The organism is Paenibacillus sp. SJS-P3 (assembly GCF_056711585.1).
This window is the reverse complement of sequence record NZ_CM160043.1, coordinates 2,274,220-2,290,949: the sequence shown is the minus strand read 5'-3', so window position 1 is coordinate 2,290,949 and position 16,730 is coordinate 2,274,220. Positions and strand designations below refer to the sequence as shown.

Genomic DNA, 16,730 nt, shown 5'->3' with positions numbered 1-16,730 from the left:
CCAGTACAGCATATGAGGGAAATTCACATCATGTTCACATATTCGGCGGAACATCAGACAACGGGAATCAGCTTTCCTTGATTTCGACGCTTTGGATGCTCACCGTTTGAGTCGGCTTGCTGGGCTCGCCTTGGGCATTCCCCTCGACCGGAGTTGCCGCGATCTTGTCCACGACGTCCATTCCGCCCGAAATCTCTCCGAAAATCGTATAGTTCGGAAGCTGGCTCAAGCTCTCGACGCTTGGACCCGTGCCGATAAAGAACTGGCTGCCTCCCGTGTCGGCTTGTCCCGTATTGGCCATCGCCACGACGCCTTTCTTGTAGGCATGACCGTTGTTCAGCTCATCCGGTATCGTATAGCCCGGTCCGCCTGCTCCCGTGCCCGTCGGATCGCCCGTCTGGATCATGAAGTCCTGAATGATCCGGTGAAAGACGATGCCGTCATAAAATGTCTGCCGGGCCAGAAAGACGAAGCTGTTGACCGTTTCGGGCGCATCCTTCGCGAAAAGGTCGATCGTGAACTCGCCATCCGTCGTTTTGACGACCGCCTGATATTTTTTGGATGTATCGATCGCCATGTCGGGCTTTTTGCTCCAGCTTTTGGCGGCCGATCCGCTGGCATCGCCTGAAGCATTGCTTGCCGGCGTATTGGCGCTTGCGGCAGAAGATTCGTTGCCCTCAGGCTTCGCTCCGCAGCCCGCCGCAAGAAGAGCGGTGCCGAGCAGGAGGACGGATAGGGCTTGAAGGTTCTTTTTCATGGTTGTCATGACTTCCTTTTCCGTGAAGATAATTGTTTTCGGAATGCGACTTCAGACGGAACGGACATCCGAGCTCGCATGGAATGGGGCTCTGATGTCAATGGGACAGGCATCGGGGCTCGCATGGAATGGGGCTCTGATGTCAATGGAACGGGCATCGGGGCTCTCATGGAAACGGAGCTCCGATGTCAATGGAACGGGCATCGGAGCTCGCTTTGTCGAAGCTCCGATGCCCGCTTGGGCTAAGGTCCGGTTGATTCAGCCGGAACCGAAGGGAGTCCGGCTGCATCGCCGGAGGGAGAAGTGCCGCCAGTTCCATCGCCGCTGCCCGTTCCCCCGGCATCGGCCGGAGTCGAGGTCGGCGTTGGGGTCGGGGTCGGGGTTGGGGTTGGCTGGGAAGTCGATTCCCCACCCTGCTGTCCGCCTCCTTGGCCGTTTCCATTTCCGTTGCCGTTGTTTCCGTTTCCGTTGCCGTTGTTTCCGTTTCCGTTGCCGTTTCCATTATTGCCATTTCCGTTGCCGTCATTTCCGTAGCCGTTCCCATTGCCATTGCCGTTGTTGCCGCTGCCGTCATCCCAGCCGTTATCGGAAGGAGTCGGCGAAGGGCTGATCTCGACCGCAGGAATTTCAATCGCTATCCGGGCTGAAGGAGGTCCTTCCAAGCCGGATTCGCTATTATAGGCCGTCACGTAATATTCGTACGACATGCCAGGCGCCACGCTCATGTCATCGACGCTTCCCGCCGCAGCAGAATCAAGCACGCGGCTGAACTCCGCCTGGGAGGAATCCTTGCGGTAGATCCGGTAACTGATCCCTTCGCCTTCTACAGGAGTCCAGCGCAGCGACACGAGCATTTGGTTCGGATCGTAGGAACCCGTCAGATTTTTGACCTGTTCCGGCGCATCCGCTGCCGGCGGAGTCGGAGTCGGCTCCGAAGGAGCTTTGCCAAACGAGCCTTTCGGCACGTCCTTCATCGCCTTGGACATGACCTTCGAGAACAGCGCCGCGGCTGCGGAGCTGCTCTTCTTGAGCAGATGCTCCTTGTCGGTCTTGTCATAGCCCATCCATACCGCGGCAGTCCATTCCGGCGTGTAGCCGACGAACCAGGCGTCGCGGTTGTAGCTGGATTTCAGACCGCTGATGCCATGCTGCGTCGTACCGGTCTTGCCTGCCAGCGGCCGGTCGATGGCCGCTCCCCGGCCCGTGCCGCCCGGACCGACGACACCTTGCAGGAGCTCCGTCATGTAAGCCGCCGTCTGCTCCTTCATGAGCTGCTTGGGCTTCGCCCCGGAATACTCGTATCTCGTCTCCTGCGAATGGCCGACGATCTTGACGATCGTATGGGCGTCCACCGACTTGCCGTCATTGGCGAATGCGCTGTACGCTGTCGCCATCTGCAGGGGGGTTACGCCATGAGACAGCCCGCCCAGCGCGATCGCCAGATTGCGGTCGTCCTTGTCCAGCGGCATGCCGAGCTTGCCAGAAAAGCTTACTCCCTTGCTGACTCCAATCTCGTTGAGCAGCCATACCGCAGAGGCGTTGCGCGACTCCATGATGGACTGGCTCATGCTGACAGGACCGATATATTTGTTTTTGTTGGAATCGGAAGGACAATAATCGCCGTAGCATTTCTTGTCGTCCCGCAAAGTCGATCCGGGCGTGTAGTCGCCTGTCTCCAGCGCCGGGCCGTATACGGTGATCGGCTTGAATGAGGAGCCCGGCTGCCGCGGAACCGTGACGCGGTTGAGTCCCTTGCGCACATAATCCCGGCCGCCGATCATCGCCTTGATCGAGCCGTCGCTATGGTCCATGATGACCATGGCCGCCTGCTGCTTCTGCTCGTCCGGACTTTTCTCGAAGTTGCTGTCGTCGTCGAACTCGTCCTCGATCGTCTGCTGGGCCGTAGCGTTCAGCGACGTGTAGATCTTGTATCCGCCCAAGCGGATCTCATCCTCGGACATATCCATGACCTGCATCGCTTCCTTGACGGCATAGTCGACATAGGTCAGGAATTTGTTGCGGTCGCTGCCGGAGTTGAACTCGCCCGGCGGCTTGTAGACGACCGCCTTGGCTTGGTCCTCCTCCTCTTGCGTAATATAGCCTTGGTCTTTCATCAGGGTGAGGACGACGGCCCGGCGCTGCGTCGAGCGCTCGATGTCATCCTTCGGATTATAATAGCTTGGCGCCTTCGGAATGGCGGCAAGAGTAGCCATCTGCCACAGCTTGAGGTCTTCAAGGCTGCTGTTGAAGTAATATTTGGCGGCGAGCTTCACGCCATAGATGCCGTTGCCGAAGTAGATCCGGTTCAGGTACATCGTGAGAATCTCGTCCTTGGTCATCTGGTTTTCCAGGGCAACGGCAATCGAAGCCTCCGTCGCTTTGCGGAAAAACGTCTTGTCCTGGTTCAGGAACAGGTTGCGCGCCAGCTGCTGCGTGATCGTGCTCGCGCCTTCCTTGGCGCTCCGCGCGATGACGTCCTTGACGAGCGCGCGCCCGATGCCGAGCATGTCGATACCGGAATGCTCCTCGAATCGCTTGTCTTCCGTCGCGATGAACGCGTCGCGAAGCTTCTCGGGAAGCTCCGAGAATTCGGCGTTCTGCCGATTGACGCTGGCCAGGCTCGCGATCTTGTTGTTGCTGGAATCATAGACGACGGAAGCCTCCGTCAGGCTGAGCACATCCTTGTTGGCGGCGAGGATGCGTTCGCCGTTGAGGATGACCAGCAGGTAGCCGACGATGCCGGCGACGACGGCGAGTGCTCCCGTGAAGAACAAGCCGTAGAACCATTTCCGCTTCCGGCTGATCCGGCCTTTTTTCCTATTGCCCTTCTTGCTTGCCGGCTGCGCCGGAAAATCCCCTTTTTTTCTCTGGTCTGGCATGTCTGTCGTTCTCCTTCCGGTCGGTCTCTTCTGTCCCGATATAGGTATACCCTGGAAACAGAAGAACAACCCTGCCGGAGAGCGGGTTGTTCTTCGGACCGATATTTCCTTAACGAAGCTGCTGCAGGAAAGGTTTCACCGCTCATAGCGGCAAAGCCTGTCCTAGGATTCCGAAGAGCTGTCCTGCGGCTGCACGAGCGATACGTTGCGCTGAGGCGTGAACGTCGAGATCGCATGCTTGTACACCATTTGCTGGCGTCCGTCGGAATCGATGATGATTGTGAAATTATCAAAGGCGCGGATAACCCCGCGGATCTGGAAACCATTGGTGAGGTAGACCGTGACCGGGATGCTGTCCTTGCGGAGCTGGTTCAGGAACGTATCTTGAATATTAATGGATTTGTTCATTGGAAGTTACCCCCGTCAAAAAGGATTGGTTAGTGGTATATTCAAGATCGACTGCAAACTTTCCTGCTAGTATAGCATGGATAAGCTCCAAATTGTTGTGAAAATTTTCGCCAGCATCGATCCAATGAATGTCCTTCATATGCCGGAACCAGCTCAGCTGGCGCTTGGCGAATCTTCTCGTATCCCGCTTGAGCAGCTGGACGGCTTCTTCCTTCGTCGTCCCGCCTCTCAGCCAGGGAACGAGCTCCTTGTATCCCAGCCCCTGCATGGCCACGGCGTTCTCCGGCACGCCTTGCTCCAGCAAGCGGGCGACCTCTTCCGGCAGCCCGGCCTCCATCATGAGATCGATTCTCTCCTCGATTCTGCCGTACAGCTCCGCACGGTCCATCTGCAGCCCCAGAACAACTAATTCGTAGGGCGACTCTTTTTTCTGTCCGGCGAGCTGGCTGCTCATCGTTTCCCCCGTCACATGGAGGATTTCCAGCGCGCGGATGACTCTTCTCACATCGTTCGGATGCAGCTTGGCCGCGGACTCGGGATCTGCGGCAGCCAGCCTGGCATGCAGGGCATCGACGCCATCGGCAGCCGCGAGCTTCTGGAGATCCGCACGGAAGGCTTCATCCGATCCCGCCTCGGAGAACTGGTATCCGTAACAGACCGACTCGATGTAGAGTCCGGTGCCGCCGACAATGAAGGGAAGCTTGCCCCGGGATGCGATCTCCGGAATGAGGCGGCTGCACGCTTCCTGGAAGTCGGCAGCCGAGTAAGGCTCGTCCGGATTCCGGACATCGATGAGATGATGGGGAATCCCCTCCATCTCATCGGAGCCGATCTTGGCCGTGCCGATGTCCATTCCCCGGTACACCTGCATGGAGTCTCCCGAGATGATTTCCGCGTTCCATGCCTTGGCAAGCTCCAGGCTCAGCTTCGTCTTGCCGACCGCCGTCGGCCCGACCAGAACCAGAAGCGGCTGTTTAGTCAATTCGAATCACTCCGTATCCGACAGCGGATGTCTTTTTCCCCGGACAGCGCTCGAAGCCGAGCCGCTGAAACTCCGGGCTGTTGTTTTTTTCCTTGAGCAGCACCGTTCTTCTCGCTACCCGGACAGCTTCGCGGACGGTCTCCGCTGCAAGCGCGCCGTGGTTCGCCAAGCCGCGCAGAGGCTCGATCGAGCTCGATTCCTGCACCGGGTCGCGGAACATGGGATCGAAGTAGACGATATCGAAGCTGTCGTCGGGCAGCGACTTCAAAAAGTCGGCATGGCCGGCGAGCACCGGCCTGATGCGCCGGAAAGCTTCATTCACGTCCTCGAGAGGCGTCTCATAGCGCTGAAGCCCTTCACGGACTACGGCATGCAGCACCGGCTCGCTCTCCAGCGCCGTCACGCTTCCTTCCGGTCCGGCCGCGTACGAGAACACGATGGAATCGCCGGCAAGTCCGGCCGTGCAGTCCAGGACGCTGTCTCCCGGACGGCAGCCGGCCAGCTCCACCAGCGGATCGGATTCTCCCTTGCGCAGCCGCTTCACGCGGACGTAGGCCATGCTGGGATGGAAATAAAAGGGCGGCTCATCGGGGCCGCCGTAATAACGAAGCTGCGTGCTCGTGGCGACCAGCAGCTCCTTGTCGCCGTAATTTGCCGCTAATTGGCCGAGCGTGCGTCCTCTGCGGCTCACGAGCCGCGCGCCCAGCTCCTCCGCCAGGCGGGCGGCAGCGTCAAGCATGGCTCCGCTCGGCTGATCCGTCGTCGTGACGATCATGACATCACCCGTTTGAACATTTTCTCTAGCTGATAGTTGGAAATATGGACCAGAATCGGCCTGCCCGTGCGGACAGGTATAGGGCTGGGCGCAGGCGGCCAGCCTGGCGAAAAGGGCTTCGCCTTCCTCGCGGCTCAGCCGGTCGTTCGCCTTGATGGAAGCCTTGCAGGAGCACATGATGGCCGCTTCCTCCCGAAGCTTGGCGATGTCCACCGCCCGCTTCTCGCGCAGCACCCATTCCGCCATCTCCTCGACGAGCTGCTGCTCCTCGCCCTTGGGGAACCAATGAGGATGGGAGCGGACGAGGAACGATTGGGGACCGAAGGGCTCCATCTCCACGCCTGCTTCCGCCAGCAGCTCCAGCCTCCCGGCCAGCTGCTGGGCGTCTGCGCTCGTATACTCGAGCGTAAAGGGAACGAGCAGAACCTGGCTCTCGCTGCCCGGCTCCCCGAACTTGCGGTAATAGTATTCGTAATTGATCCTCTCGTGGGCGGCATGCTGGTCGATCATGTACATGCCTTCCTCGTTTTGCGCGATCAGATACGTGCCGTGCATCTGTCCGACCCAGCTGAGCTCCGGGAAGCCCGTCCCGCCTTCGGGGGCATCGGAGAGGCTGCTCGCCGCTCCAGGGACGGATTCGGCCGGCATGTCCGGACCTCCGGGTTCGGCAGAGCCGGCTTGAGGGGACGGAGCCATGCCGCTGACCGCCGGCTCGGGGAAGAAAGCTCCGCCCGCAAGGCCAGCGGGCACGGCGCCTGCAGGAGCGGGAACGGCGGCATAAGCTCCGCCTGCCTGCTCCCGCACGGCTCCGGCGCGATCGGCCGCCATGCCGGCGGCAGGCGCGTACAGCCGCTGAGCGGCGTCAGGCGGAACGGCGGGGCCGCCCGAGGCGGCTGCCGCAGGGCGCCAGGGCCCGGCCGCCGCGCTGCCTGGAGGCGGGCCTTGGCGTCCGGTGCCGGCAGCGCGGGCCTGCGCGGGCCATGCAGCATGCGCCGAGCCGGCGGCTGCCTCGCGCGCCGCGGAAGCCAGGCCAGGCGGCGGCTCCGCCGCTCCGCCGCCGGCGGCGGAGCGGCCTGCATCAGGCTCCGGCTGATGGAAGCGCAGCTGCTCCTGGCGGTACAACGGGCCGGAACGCTCGGAACGGCCGGACTCCGGGCCTGGAATATGCCGTCTGCCGCCGAGCGCTTCCTTGACCGTCTCCTCCAGGAACGCCTTGAGCTCCGGCTCCTTGCTGAAGCGCACCTCCATCTTGGATGGATGCACGTTGACGTCGACGAGACCGGGATGCATCCCGATCTCCAGGACTGCGATCGGGAACCGGTTGATCGGCAGCAGCGTATGGTAGGCGGCCAGGAGAGCCTGCTGCACGGTGAAGCTGCGGATATAACGTCCGTTGACGACGGTCGTGATCGCGCTCCGGCTCGCCCTCGTCATCTCCGGCTTGGAGATGTAGCTGTTCAGCTCGTAGTCGGGATGAGTTCCCCGCAGCGGCAGCATCGCCTTGGCCGTAGCGGTGCCGTATACCGCCGCGATTACCTGCAGCCGATCCCCGTTGCCTAGCGTCCGCAGCAGATTGCCGCCGTTGTGGGTCAGCGAGAAGGCGATCCCGGGATGCGCGAGCGCGATGCGGTAAATATAGTCCGATATATGTCCAAGCTCCGTCTGGATGCTCTTCATGTACTTGAGCCTGGCGGGCGTGTTGAAGAACAGATCGCGCACGAGCATATCGGTGCCTTGAGCGGCTCCGGCATGCTCGTCGGCGGTCATCCGCCCGCCTTCCATCACGATGCGCCGGCCGAGTCCGCTGTCGCTTCCGGCCGACGTGCAGTCGACCTTGGCGACAGCCGCGATGCTCGGCAGCGCCTCGCCGCGGAAGCCGAGGCTCGCGATGCGGAACAAATCCCGGCTGTCCAGCAGCTTGCTCGTGGCATGCCGCTGGAACGCCGTCTCCATGTCCTCCGCTTCGATGCCGCCGCCGTCGTCCTGGACGCGGATCAGGCTGAGTCCTCCCTCTTCGATCGTGATGTCGATGGAGGTTGCTCCGGCATCGACCGCGTTCTCCACCAGCTCCTTCACGACTGACGCGGGCCGCTCGACGACTTCGCCCGCGGCGATCTGGTTCGCCAAATGCTCGTCCATCACTTGAATTCTGGCCATGGCCGGTCTCCTTTCCTGTGCCGCTGTTCTAGCCCAGCTTGGCTTTCATGTCGCTCAGCCACTGAATCGCCTGAAGCGGAGTCATGTTCAGCAGATCCAGCTTGCGAAGGCTGTCTGCAAAAGCATCGGCCGCCTCTTCGTGCTTGCCCGCCTTGCGCTTGGGCAGCGAATCCGGATGCGCGGCCTCCTCGCCGAAGATGGACAGCTGGACCGGATCTGCGCCGGCGATGCCGGCTGCCGCTTCGGCCCGGTAGGCTGCGGCACCCTCCATCGCTTGCTCCGCCTTGTCTGTCCCTCCTGGATGCCGCATCGCCGCCCCAGCCGAGCCCGACGGGGCGGGCATGGAATCGGCTTGCCGGTCTGGAGCCGCCCTATTGCTCTCGCCCGGATCGCCCTTCGGCGTTCCCGGCGAATGGTGGCTCTCCGCTGACTCGAGAAGCTCATAGGCGCGTCCGATGATGCTCTCGGGCAGTCCGGCGAGACGGGCGCAGTAGATGCCGTAGCTGGTGCTGGCCGCTCCGGGCACGAGGCGGCGCAGGAAGGTGACGTCGCCGCCGCTTTCCTTGACCGCCATGGAGGCGTTGCTCAGATGCTCCAGAGACTCTTCCAGATGGGACAGCTCGTGGAAATGCGTCGATACGAGCGCCTTGCAGCCCGTCCGGTCGTGCAGGTACTCGATGACGGCCTGCGCGATCGACATTCCTTCCGCGGTCGAGGTTCCCCGTCCCAGCTCGTCGATGATGACGAGGCTGCGCTCCGTGGCCTTGTCGGTCATCTGCTGGATGTCGCGCATCTCCACCATGAATGTGCTCTGGCCGCCGACGAGGTCGTCGGCCGCTCCGATGCGGGTGAAGATCCGGTCGACCAGGGGCAGCCTGGCCGAGCGCGCCGGCACGAAGCAGCCGATCTGGGCCATGACGCAGATCAGAGCCGTCTGGCGCATGTAGGTGCTTTTGCCGGCCATGTTCGGTCCCGTGATAAGCAGGACGCGGGCGCCGTCCTGCGACAGGTCGGCTCCGTTGGCCATGAAGCTGACGTCCTCCATGACCGCCTCCACGACGGGATGGCGGCCGCCTTCAATAACCAGGTCGTACCCATCCGATACGGCGGGCCGGACATAGCGGCGCTCGGCGCTGACCGCGGCGAGCGACTGCAGCACATCGGCGCAGGCGATCGTTTCCGCGAGCCGCTGCAGCCGGTGCAGCTGAGCCGATACGGCGTCGCGGAGCTGCAGGAAGAGGCTGTACTCGAGATCCGTCATTTTCTCCTCGGCCTCGAGAATGAGCCTCTCCTTCTCCTTGAGCTCCGGCGTGACGTAGCGCTCGGCATTCGCCAGCGTCTGCTTTCTCTCGTAGCGCCCTTCCGGCAGCGCGGAAATATTGGCTTTGGACACTTCAAGGAAATAGCCGAACACTTTGTTGTAGCCGATTTTCAGCGTCTTGATGCCCGTCGCCTCGCGCTCCCTGCGCTCCAGCTCGGCCAGCCACTTCTTGCCCCCCGTGCTGGCTTCGCGCAGCTGGTCGAGATAGGCGTCGTATCCGGCGCGGATCAGTCCGCCTTCGCGCACGGACACGGGAGGCTCGTCCACGAGCACGGTGTCGATCATCTCTCTCAGGTCGGCGCATTCGTCCACGCCGTCCGCGAGCTGCCGGAGCGTGTTCGACGGGGAAGCGGCAAGCAGCTCCAGCACAGCCGGCACGCGCTCCAGGGAAGCTCTCAGAGCCGCCAGATCGCGGCCGCCCGCCGTGCCGTAGGCGACCCGTCCGACAAGCCTTTCCAGATCATAGATTCCATCCAGCTCGCCGCGCAGATCCTCGCGCAGGATGAGATTTCCATGCAGCGCCTCCACCGCCTCCAGCCGTTCCTCGACCGCAGCAGCCGACAGCAGCGGCTTGTCGATCCAGCGGCGCAGCAGCCTGCCGCCCATCGAGGTTTTCGTCCGGTCGAGCAGCCAGAGCAGCGATCCTTTGCGGCTGCGTCCCTGCACCGTCTCGGTCAGCTCCAGGTTGCGGCGGGTGAACGGATCCAGAATCAGATACTGGTTCGGCTCATAGCTGCGGATGCTGCGGACGTGGCCGAGCGACCTCTTCTGGGTTTCCACCAGATAGCCGGCGAGAGCGGCGACGGCGCGCAGCCTCGAAGAAGCAAGCCCGTCAAGCGCTCCGTCCGGAAACAGCGCCGCCAGCTCCGGTGCAGCCATAGGCTCGCGAGCGGTGTACAGAACCGGCCTCGCGCCTGCAGTCAGCTTCTGCTTCAGGCTGTCCAGCACGGAAGCGTCCCCGACGATTTCGGCCGGCACGTAGACGTTGATCTCGTCCTGGAGCAGCTCGAGCCCGCCCGTGAACGAGGTGGCGTACAGCTCTCCCGTCGTCAAGTCGCAGGCTGCCAGCGCGAACTGGCCGCTCTCCTGAGCGACGGACACAATATAGTTGTTGGCTTTGTCGGCCAGCGATTTTGTCTCCATGACCGTTCCCGGCGTCACGACGCGGACGATCTCCCTGCGCACGACGCCCTTTGCCGCGGCCGGATCCTCCACCTGCTCGCAGATGGCGACCTTGTAGCCCTTCTCGATCAGGCGAGCTATGTATCCCTCTGCCGAATGATACGGAACCCCGCACATCGGTATCCGCTCCTCGCCGCCGCCTGCGCGGCCGGTCAGCGTTATTTCCAGTTCCCTCGAGGCCAGAACGGCATCGTCGAAGAACAGCTCGTAGAAATCTCCAAGACGGAAAAATAGGAAAGCGTCTTTCGCTTCCTGCTTGATGGAAATGTACTGCTCCATCATCGGCGTAAGTGCAGCCATTGGGCCCTCCCGGTCAAACTCCAGTATTTTCTCTTCCCGCCGCAGCGGCCTTATGAACACAATCATCTCATTATAGCAGTTCAAGAATTGCCGTACAAAAGGAGAACGCCGGAAAAGGCCGGGCGCTGGCGCGCTTAGGCCGACATTTGAGACAAAGAGGATGCCTGTTCGTCCTCCTTGCCCCGTTTTGAATTCGAAAAACTTCCATAATAAGGGGTAAATATGTTCCTCCCCGCTTCAAGCGACGCGGACACAAGCTCGGCCCGATAAGGAAAGCACCTTTGCTCTTGGACAATGCCGACAGGCTGGCTGGATTCAAGCAGCGTCCTCTCATGTCGGCGAGGATGGTTCGGGGACTGGGATTCCCCAGCGGATTCGGATATCCCTGCTTTCATCCCAGCTCGCTCCGTTGCCGGCGGCATCCAGGAACGGCTCCAGCCAGGCCTGATGCTTGGAATACGAGGAAACCTTCTCCAGCGCCGTCCGAAGTCCCGGAAGGCATTCCCGGAGCGTCTCCTTGTCTCCTTCGTAATACGCCTTCACGTACCGCCCATCCATGGAAGGCAAAAAATCCAGGCGGCAGCCGTCCTCGGCCGCCAGCATGCTGACGGCCAGAGCGTAGCGCGCTGCGGCCGGCGAGACGAGCCAGCTCGGCAGCGTGCGGTATTCAAACCCTCCATGCGGCTGCGCCCGGCTGTCTCCAAGCGTGCCGTACCGCGGCCGCCGGGCTCGCCCGCGCGGATCTTCCGCCAGAGCCATCGGAAAGGCGGCATAGCTGTCCAGCACGCGGAGGAGGCGCGATGTCAGCGGCAGCCCGCTGAGATGGACATGGCCTCCCAGCGGAAGGCCGGGCAGCGGCATCGCTCCTGCAAGCAAGCGCATGCCGGGCTTCGATGCCCCCCGCCTCGAAGCCCGCAGCAGCAAGAGGCGAATGTTCTCGGCCAGACCTTGCGCCGTTGCCGACGGCTCCGGTCGCAGCTCTCCGACCGGCTGCCTGATCTGGCGCCCGGTCAGCAGCACGTCGCTTCCGACGGCGCTGCTCAGGCCGCCGAGATGGGAGGCGGAGTGGATCCTTCCGTCCGGCCTCATGATGACGAACTCCGGATCGGCGCCGATCCGGATGCCCGGTCCATCCTGCTGCGCTGAAGCGTCCAGCAAACCCTGGATTCGGCAGCATATGGGGCTCCACAAGCCCGCTGCCGCTTCCGGCACGGCATCCGCCTCCGCAAGCTTTCCTTCGCCGGCAAGCAGAAAGCGCCGGCAGCCGGGCAGACGAATGCCGGCGATGGACGCCCGGCCGCCGTCTGCCGCGCGGACCAGCACCTCGGCAGCATCAAGTCCGAGCTCGTATGCCGCTCTCAGCGCCGCGCGCACGGAACGCCGCATGGCCGGATCCTCGGCATAACGCCATATGCCTGCGGGACCGGCATTGGCGGCTGCATCGGTGCCGGGAATAGAGCCCGGCAAACCGCCGCTGCCCGTCGGCCCTGACGGTTGCAAGCTGGCGCCGCCATCCTCTATGCCGCCAGCCAGGCTCCCGGCGAGCATCCCCTTGCGCCAGAATTCGGAACGGACCCGATGCGCAAGCAAAGGCTCTCCCTCTCCGACCGCAACCCGGTACAGCCTGCCGGTCTCCGCAGCTCCTCCCGCATGCAGGCCCGACGCCTCCAATTCCCTTTGCAGCCGCTCCGGCCCCATGGCCGCTACGCGGGCGGCATTGGCATTGAGCAGCCATGGCAGGCCGGCCGCTTCGCCCGCTCCCGGCCCGTCGCCGCGCAAGAGCGCGATCCAACGCTCCGGAAGCCGCGAGCTTCCCCAGACAAAAACGGCATCCTGCCGGCCCGGTCCGGCTTCGCCGTTATGGCATAAAGGAATGCCTAGACGCGTGGACAACGCGGCGGCATCGTCTTCCTGGCCGTCGCACCATAGCCACACCTTGCCAGCCATGGCATCGCCTCCCCGAGTGATTTGCCGCAGCCTCATCTGTCCTTGACGCTGCAATTCGCCTTGCAGGAATGAAGCAAGAAGAAATTATGCTCTTTCCCTACAAAAAAAGAGGGCTTTCGCCCTCGAATTCCTTCGTATGCCTGCATACCCTGAAGTAAGAACCTTGAGGCCCGGCTTTTACAGCTCGTCGTCGAGAAGATCGGGATCCAAGTCGTCGAAGCCGCTGTCCCCGTCGTCAAAACCATATTTGCCGTCTTTGCCGTCAAAGTCGTCGCAGCCGCCCGGAACGACTGCCACGCATACTTTGGTCTCGGCAATCATCTCGACCGCGAATTCGCGCTCGACCCGCACGACTACGGAAGAGCCGTTCGAAGAGATGTTCGCTTCGATGCAATTTGGCTCTTGCGTCGATTCAGCCGAAACTTCCTCCGTGACTGCCCGGTGCTTCGGGTCCACGTAGGAGAGCGGGATGTTTTCGACATAAGAGACCGTTTCCTTCGCTACGTCGGTTTGAGAGTTTTTGTTGTACGAATACCAGATGTTGATGTCGTAAGATCCGACGACCTCAATGCCGTCCCCCGACCGAACCGCTTCATACTGGTGGTTGATGACCCAAGCGCCCAATATGCTGGTGGGGCGGTGAGGGGGCGTGACGGTATGCGATACCGTCGAGAACTTGCGACCTTTACCGCAGACAGCTTTCGTGATGATTTCTCTAGTCTGAAGCTGTTTATCTGCAATCGTCATTTCTTAACCTCCTCCATACAATCATTCCTTACAAGTGTATGCAGGACATTCGTCTAGGGTGACTCCTTCTTTTCCGGGCGCCGCAACGAATTTTCCCTGATTCATTGTATGGGGCAGGCATGGAGAAGATGACACTGCGCGGCAAATTATTCCCGGGACGTCCCGCTGATGGGGCTGTCGCCGGCATTGCGGCGCTTTTTGTGCCGGCTTGCGGTATCCAGGAAGCGTTCAAGCTCCAGGCACAGCTGAAGCAATGCCGAGCGGGCTTCGAATTCGTCCCGCGTGCGGGGAAGCTCCATCGTCCGGTAGTGTCGCCGCAGCTCGGCCAGCGCGAGCCGGGTCCGGTCTTCATAATAATCCGACGAGATGTCGCCTTCGATCTTCTCGAGCAGATCGGCCAGCAGCTCGCCTTGGGGCAGTCGCCCGTATACATACGATAGAAGCTGCAGCATCGAGGCGAGGCTTTCCAACTGCAGCCTCCTCATGGCAAAATAAACGGTCCAGTAAAAGTCCGGCTCCCATGGCCGGTTATGCTGTTCCCGCTGCGCCCTTTGCTCTCCCTCGGCGACGTCCGCCTCCAGCTCCAGCAGCTGCGAGCCGCTCCAGACACGGTTGGGATCGCGAAGGACCGCCGCCATTTCGGCGAATATTTCCCCGAACTTCCTCTCTGCGGAGGTCCGGAGCTGCTGCAGCCGCTTCGTCTCCCCGGGCATGTAGACATGGTTGAACAGCGCCGACCATCCGAGACCGACGAGCAGCAGCAGCAATTCGTTCAGCAGCAGGCCGACCGTAACCTCTCCGGCGCCGTATACGTGGAAGACAAGCACGCTGCCCGGCACGATGCCGTCCCGAAGGCGGAGCCTCGACAGCAAGGGGAAGACGAGCAGGACATAGATGGCCGCCGTCCAGATCCGGTATCCGATCAGCTCGAACAGAGCCGAAGAAACCAGCAGCGCGATCATGCCTGCGGCCAGCCTTTCGAACAGGCTGCGGAAGCCTTTGCGCCGGGTCGTCTCGACTCCGAGTATGGCGAGCACCCCTGCGAACAGCGGTTCCGTCAAGTCCAGCAGTTGGGCGGTCCAGATGGCAGCCGCGACGGCAGCAGCCGTTTTCGCCACTCTAAGCCCGATTCCTTTCACGACCATTTCTCCCTGCCTTTCCGATTCCGTTTGACGCGTTAGCCGGCTTCTGCGGCTTGCGCGCGGCGATTGTGGGCATCCGCACCCGCGCTGATTCCCGCGAGATGCGGGCAAGAGGATGGCCAGCCGCATTCCTCGCTTCGGCGAGCGGCAAGTCCGCCTGTCCTCCTGCAGCCCATGAAAAAAAAAACGCTTCGGCCAGCCGGGCCTCCGCCCGGATGCCGCCGAAGCGCCACGCCTGTCGTATCATCCTAGACCTTCCTGCCCGGCACGTCAATTGCGGGAGCGCATCCGGACCCGCCACTTTGGCTCCGGTCCGGATGCCAGCCCTCGATGCAGCTGCCGGGACGGATTCCCCCTGCGCCTTCTGCCCGCGAGAGGGGCTGCATCGTGCTCGCCGCTCCGAATTCCAAGGCTGCTTAGGGATCCAGATTTACGAAGGCTCTCTCCCGCCGGATATGAGCTTCTTCTCCAGCAGCGCGACACCTTGGTACATCATGGTCGCCGCAGCTGCGATCACGACGAGCGTCGATAGGACGAGCGTGAAATTGAACACCTGGAAGCCGTAGATGATCAGGTAGCCCAGCCCTTCCTTGGCGACCAGGAACTCGCCGACGATGACGCCGACCCATGCCAAGCCGACATTGACCTTCAGCGTCGAGATGATGATCGGGAACGATGCAGGCAGGATGACGAGCCGGAACAGCTGCAGCCGCGTCCCTCCGAGCAGCCGCACGACCTTGACGAGGCCGGGCTCGATATCACGGAACCGGTTGTAGATGCCGATCGTCGTCACGATGACCGTCATCGACAGCGTCACGGACAGAATCGACAGGAAGCCCTGGCCCATGGCCACGATGAAGATCGGCCCGAGGGCGACTTTCGGAAGGCTGTTGAATACGACCAGATAGGGATCGAATACTTTCGATGCGAACGGGAACCACCATAACAGCGCGGCAAGCGCTGTCCCGATCAGCGTCCCGAGGACGAATCCCGCCGCCGTCTCCGCCACAGTGACGCCGACATGCGGCCACAGCGTGCCGTCCGCGCTCGAGGAGGCCAGCTGGGCGGCGATCTTGGACGGGTAGCTGAACAGGAGCGGGTCGATCCATTTCAAGCGTCCCGCCGCTTCCCATAGAAGGACGAATGTAGCCAGCAGAAGCAGCTGCACCGACAACACGGCAGCTCCGATGCCCCGCTCGCGGCGGCGGTAGGCGGCATGGAGCGCATTCAGCCATCCTTCCCGGTCCGCTCCGGCATGCGATCCGCCATTGTCTCCTGGAGAAACCGCCTCGTACTCTCCGCCTGCCGGATGACAGGCTTTATCATCACTCACGCGACCCACCTTCTCTTTCTCCGGCGTTCAGTTCTTCCCACAGCGCATCGAACAGCGCCTGAAAGGAAGGATGCTTGCGCGCCTCCGTCGGCGCCAGTCTCCTGATGGCCTCCGGCACGGCGATTTCCTTGCGGATCCGGCCCGGATTGCGGCCGAGCACGATCACCCGGTCGCTCATCGCCGCCGCTTCGGCCAAATCATGGGTGACGAGCACCGCTGTCTTGCCCAGCTTGCGCAGCGTCGCCTGCACGAGATCCTCAAGCTGCATCTTGATATGCATATCCAGAGCCGAAAACGGCTCGTCGAGCAGCAGCACATCGGGCTCCGGCGCCAGCGTCCTCGCCAGCGCCACCCGCTGCCTCATGCCGCCGGACAGCTCTCCCGGATACTTGCCCCCCGTTCCGGCAAGGCCGACTTCCTCGAGCAGCATTTCGACCCGATTCCGTTCCGCAGCTGCGCGCCTGCCTGCGATGTCCAGGCCGAGCCCGGCATTGTCCCGGATCGTGCGCCATGGCAGGAGGCAGTCCTGCTGAAGCATGTAGCCGACCTTGGCGGACGGCTCCGTTACCGGTCTGCCGCCGAGCAGCACCTGGCCCGCTGCCGGCGGAAACAAGCCCGCAAGCAGGCTGAGAACGGTCGTCTTGCCGCAGCCGCTGGGACCGACCAGGCTGATGAATTCTCCTTGTCCGACAGCCAGCTCCATCCGGTCGACAGCTAGGGAAGCCCCTTTCCTGCCTACATAGACATGCGAGACTCCCCTCAGCTCCAGCATCGGTGATTTGTCGTCCATGTCCTTGTCC

The 16,730-nt window shown here is 62.1% G+C and carries 11 protein-coding genes and 2 pseudogenes; all 13 read right to left on the bottom strand.

The window, feature by feature from the left end; all coding sequences use genetic code 11:
• Positions 1-67 precede the first annotated feature (67 nt).
• The 13 genes and pseudogenes from AC06G8_RS10520 to AC06G8_RS10460 all read right to left on the bottom strand — a co-directional run bounded on the left by AC06G8_RS10520 (position 68) and on the right by AC06G8_RS10460 (position 16,720).
• Positions 68-757: a peptidylprolyl isomerase gene (locus AC06G8_RS10520; protein WP_480285240.1), complete on the bottom strand. Its 690-nt coding sequence runs from the start codon at positions 755-757 to the stop codon at positions 68-70.
• A gap of 242 nt (positions 758-999) precedes the next feature.
• A complete protein-coding gene (locus AC06G8_RS10515) occupies positions 1,000-3,636 on the bottom strand; it encodes a transglycosylase domain-containing protein (protein WP_480285239.1) in 2,637 nt (878 codons plus the stop codon).
• A gap of 162 nt (positions 3,637-3,798) precedes the next feature.
• Positions 3,799-4,044: an RNA chaperone Hfq gene (hfq, locus tag AC06G8_RS10510; protein WP_447664667.1), complete on the bottom strand. Its 246-nt coding sequence runs from the start codon at positions 4,042-4,044 to the stop codon at positions 3,799-3,801.
• Positions 4,028-5,026: a tRNA (adenosine(37)-N6)-dimethylallyltransferase MiaA gene (gene miaA, locus AC06G8_RS10505; RefSeq protein ID WP_447664666.1), complete on the bottom strand. Its 999-nt coding sequence runs from the start codon at positions 5,024-5,026 to the stop codon at positions 4,028-4,030. The genes hfq and miaA overlap by 17 nt, the downstream gene beginning before the upstream one ends.
• Positions 5,019-5,546 (bottom strand): annotated as a pseudogene (locus AC06G8_RS10500) (class I SAM-dependent methyltransferase); the annotation flags it as partial. The pseudogene AC06G8_RS10500 and the gene miaA, both read right to left, overlap by 8 nt.
• Positions 5,547-5,797: 251 nt before the next feature.
• Positions 5,798-7,958 (bottom strand): annotated as a pseudogene (gene mutL, locus AC06G8_RS10495) (DNA mismatch repair endonuclease MutL).
• 28 nt (positions 7,959-7,986) lie between these two features.
• Positions 7,987-10,761 carry a DNA mismatch repair protein MutS gene (mutS, locus tag AC06G8_RS10490; protein ID WP_480285238.1) on the bottom strand — a complete coding sequence of 925 codons (2,775 nt, stop codon included), beginning with the start codon at positions 10,759-10,761 and terminating at the stop codon, positions 7,987-7,989.
• Between the two features lie 330 nt (positions 10,762-11,091).
• Positions 11,092-12,708: a putative amidoligase domain-containing protein gene (locus AC06G8_RS10485; RefSeq protein ID WP_480285237.1), complete on the bottom strand. Its 1,617-nt coding sequence runs from the start codon at positions 12,706-12,708 to the stop codon at positions 11,092-11,094.
• A gap of 177 nt (positions 12,709-12,885) precedes the next feature.
• Positions 12,886-13,455, bottom strand: coding sequence for an outer spore coat protein CotE (locus AC06G8_RS10480; protein ID WP_447665234.1), 570 nt, complete (start codon positions 13,453-13,455; stop codon positions 12,886-12,888).
• Positions 13,456-13,601: 146 nt separating this feature from the next.
• Positions 13,602-14,594 (bottom strand): aromatic acid exporter family protein, encoded by a 993-nt coding sequence (locus AC06G8_RS10475; RefSeq protein WP_480285236.1) that lies wholly within the window; start codon positions 14,592-14,594, stop codon positions 13,602-13,604.
• Positions 14,575-14,844 carry a hypothetical protein gene (locus AC06G8_RS10470; RefSeq protein WP_480285235.1) on the bottom strand — a complete coding sequence of 90 codons (270 nt, stop codon included), beginning with the start codon at positions 14,842-14,844 and terminating at the stop codon, positions 14,575-14,577. Before AC06G8_RS10470 ends, AC06G8_RS10475 begins: the two co-directional genes overlap by 20 nt.
• 183 nt (positions 14,845-15,027) lie before the next feature.
• Positions 15,028-15,828: an ABC transporter permease gene (locus AC06G8_RS10465; protein WP_480285416.1), complete on the bottom strand. Its 801-nt coding sequence runs from the start codon at positions 15,826-15,828 to the stop codon at positions 15,028-15,030.
• A gap of 94 nt (positions 15,829-15,922) precedes the next feature.
• The gene (locus AC06G8_RS10460; protein WP_480285234.1) at positions 15,923-16,720 is read right to left on the bottom strand and encodes an ABC transporter ATP-binding protein; all 798 of its coding nucleotides are present in this window, start codon (positions 16,718-16,720) and stop codon (positions 15,923-15,925) included.
• Between the last annotated feature and the right edge of the window lie 10 nt (positions 16,721-16,730).

What these genes read in the sequence shown, in the direction of transcription:
- AC06G8_RS10515 (WP_480285239.1), bottom strand. Translation starts at nt 3,636, where the DNA reads ATGCCAGACCAGAGAAAAAAAGGGGATTTTCCGGCGCAGCCGGCAAGC.
- mutS (WP_480285238.1), bottom strand. Translation starts at nt 10,761, where the DNA reads ATGGCTGCACTTACGCCGATGATGGAGCAGTACATTTCCATCAAGCAG.
- hfq (WP_447664667.1), bottom strand. Translation starts at nt 4,044, where the DNA reads ATGAACAAATCCATTAATATTCAAGATACGTTCCTGAACCAGCTCCGC.
- AC06G8_RS10470 (WP_480285235.1), bottom strand. Translation starts at nt 14,844, where the DNA reads ATGATACGACAGGCGTGGCGCTTCGGCGGCATCCGGGCGGAGGCCCGG.
- AC06G8_RS10485 (WP_480285237.1), bottom strand. Translation starts at nt 12,708, where the DNA reads ATGGCTGGCAAGGTGTGGCTATGGTGCGACGGCCAGGAAGACGATGCC.
- AC06G8_RS10520 (WP_480285240.1), bottom strand. Translation starts at nt 757, where the DNA reads ATGAAAAAGAACCTTCAAGCCCTATCCGTCCTCCTGCTCGGCACCGCT.
- AC06G8_RS10460 (WP_480285234.1), bottom strand. Translation starts at nt 16,720, where the DNA reads ATGGACGACAAATCACCGATGCTGGAGCTGAGGGGAGTCTCGCATGTC.
- AC06G8_RS10480 (WP_447665234.1), bottom strand. Translation starts at nt 13,455, where the DNA reads ATGACGATTGCAGATAAACAGCTTCAGACTAGAGAAATCATCACGAAA.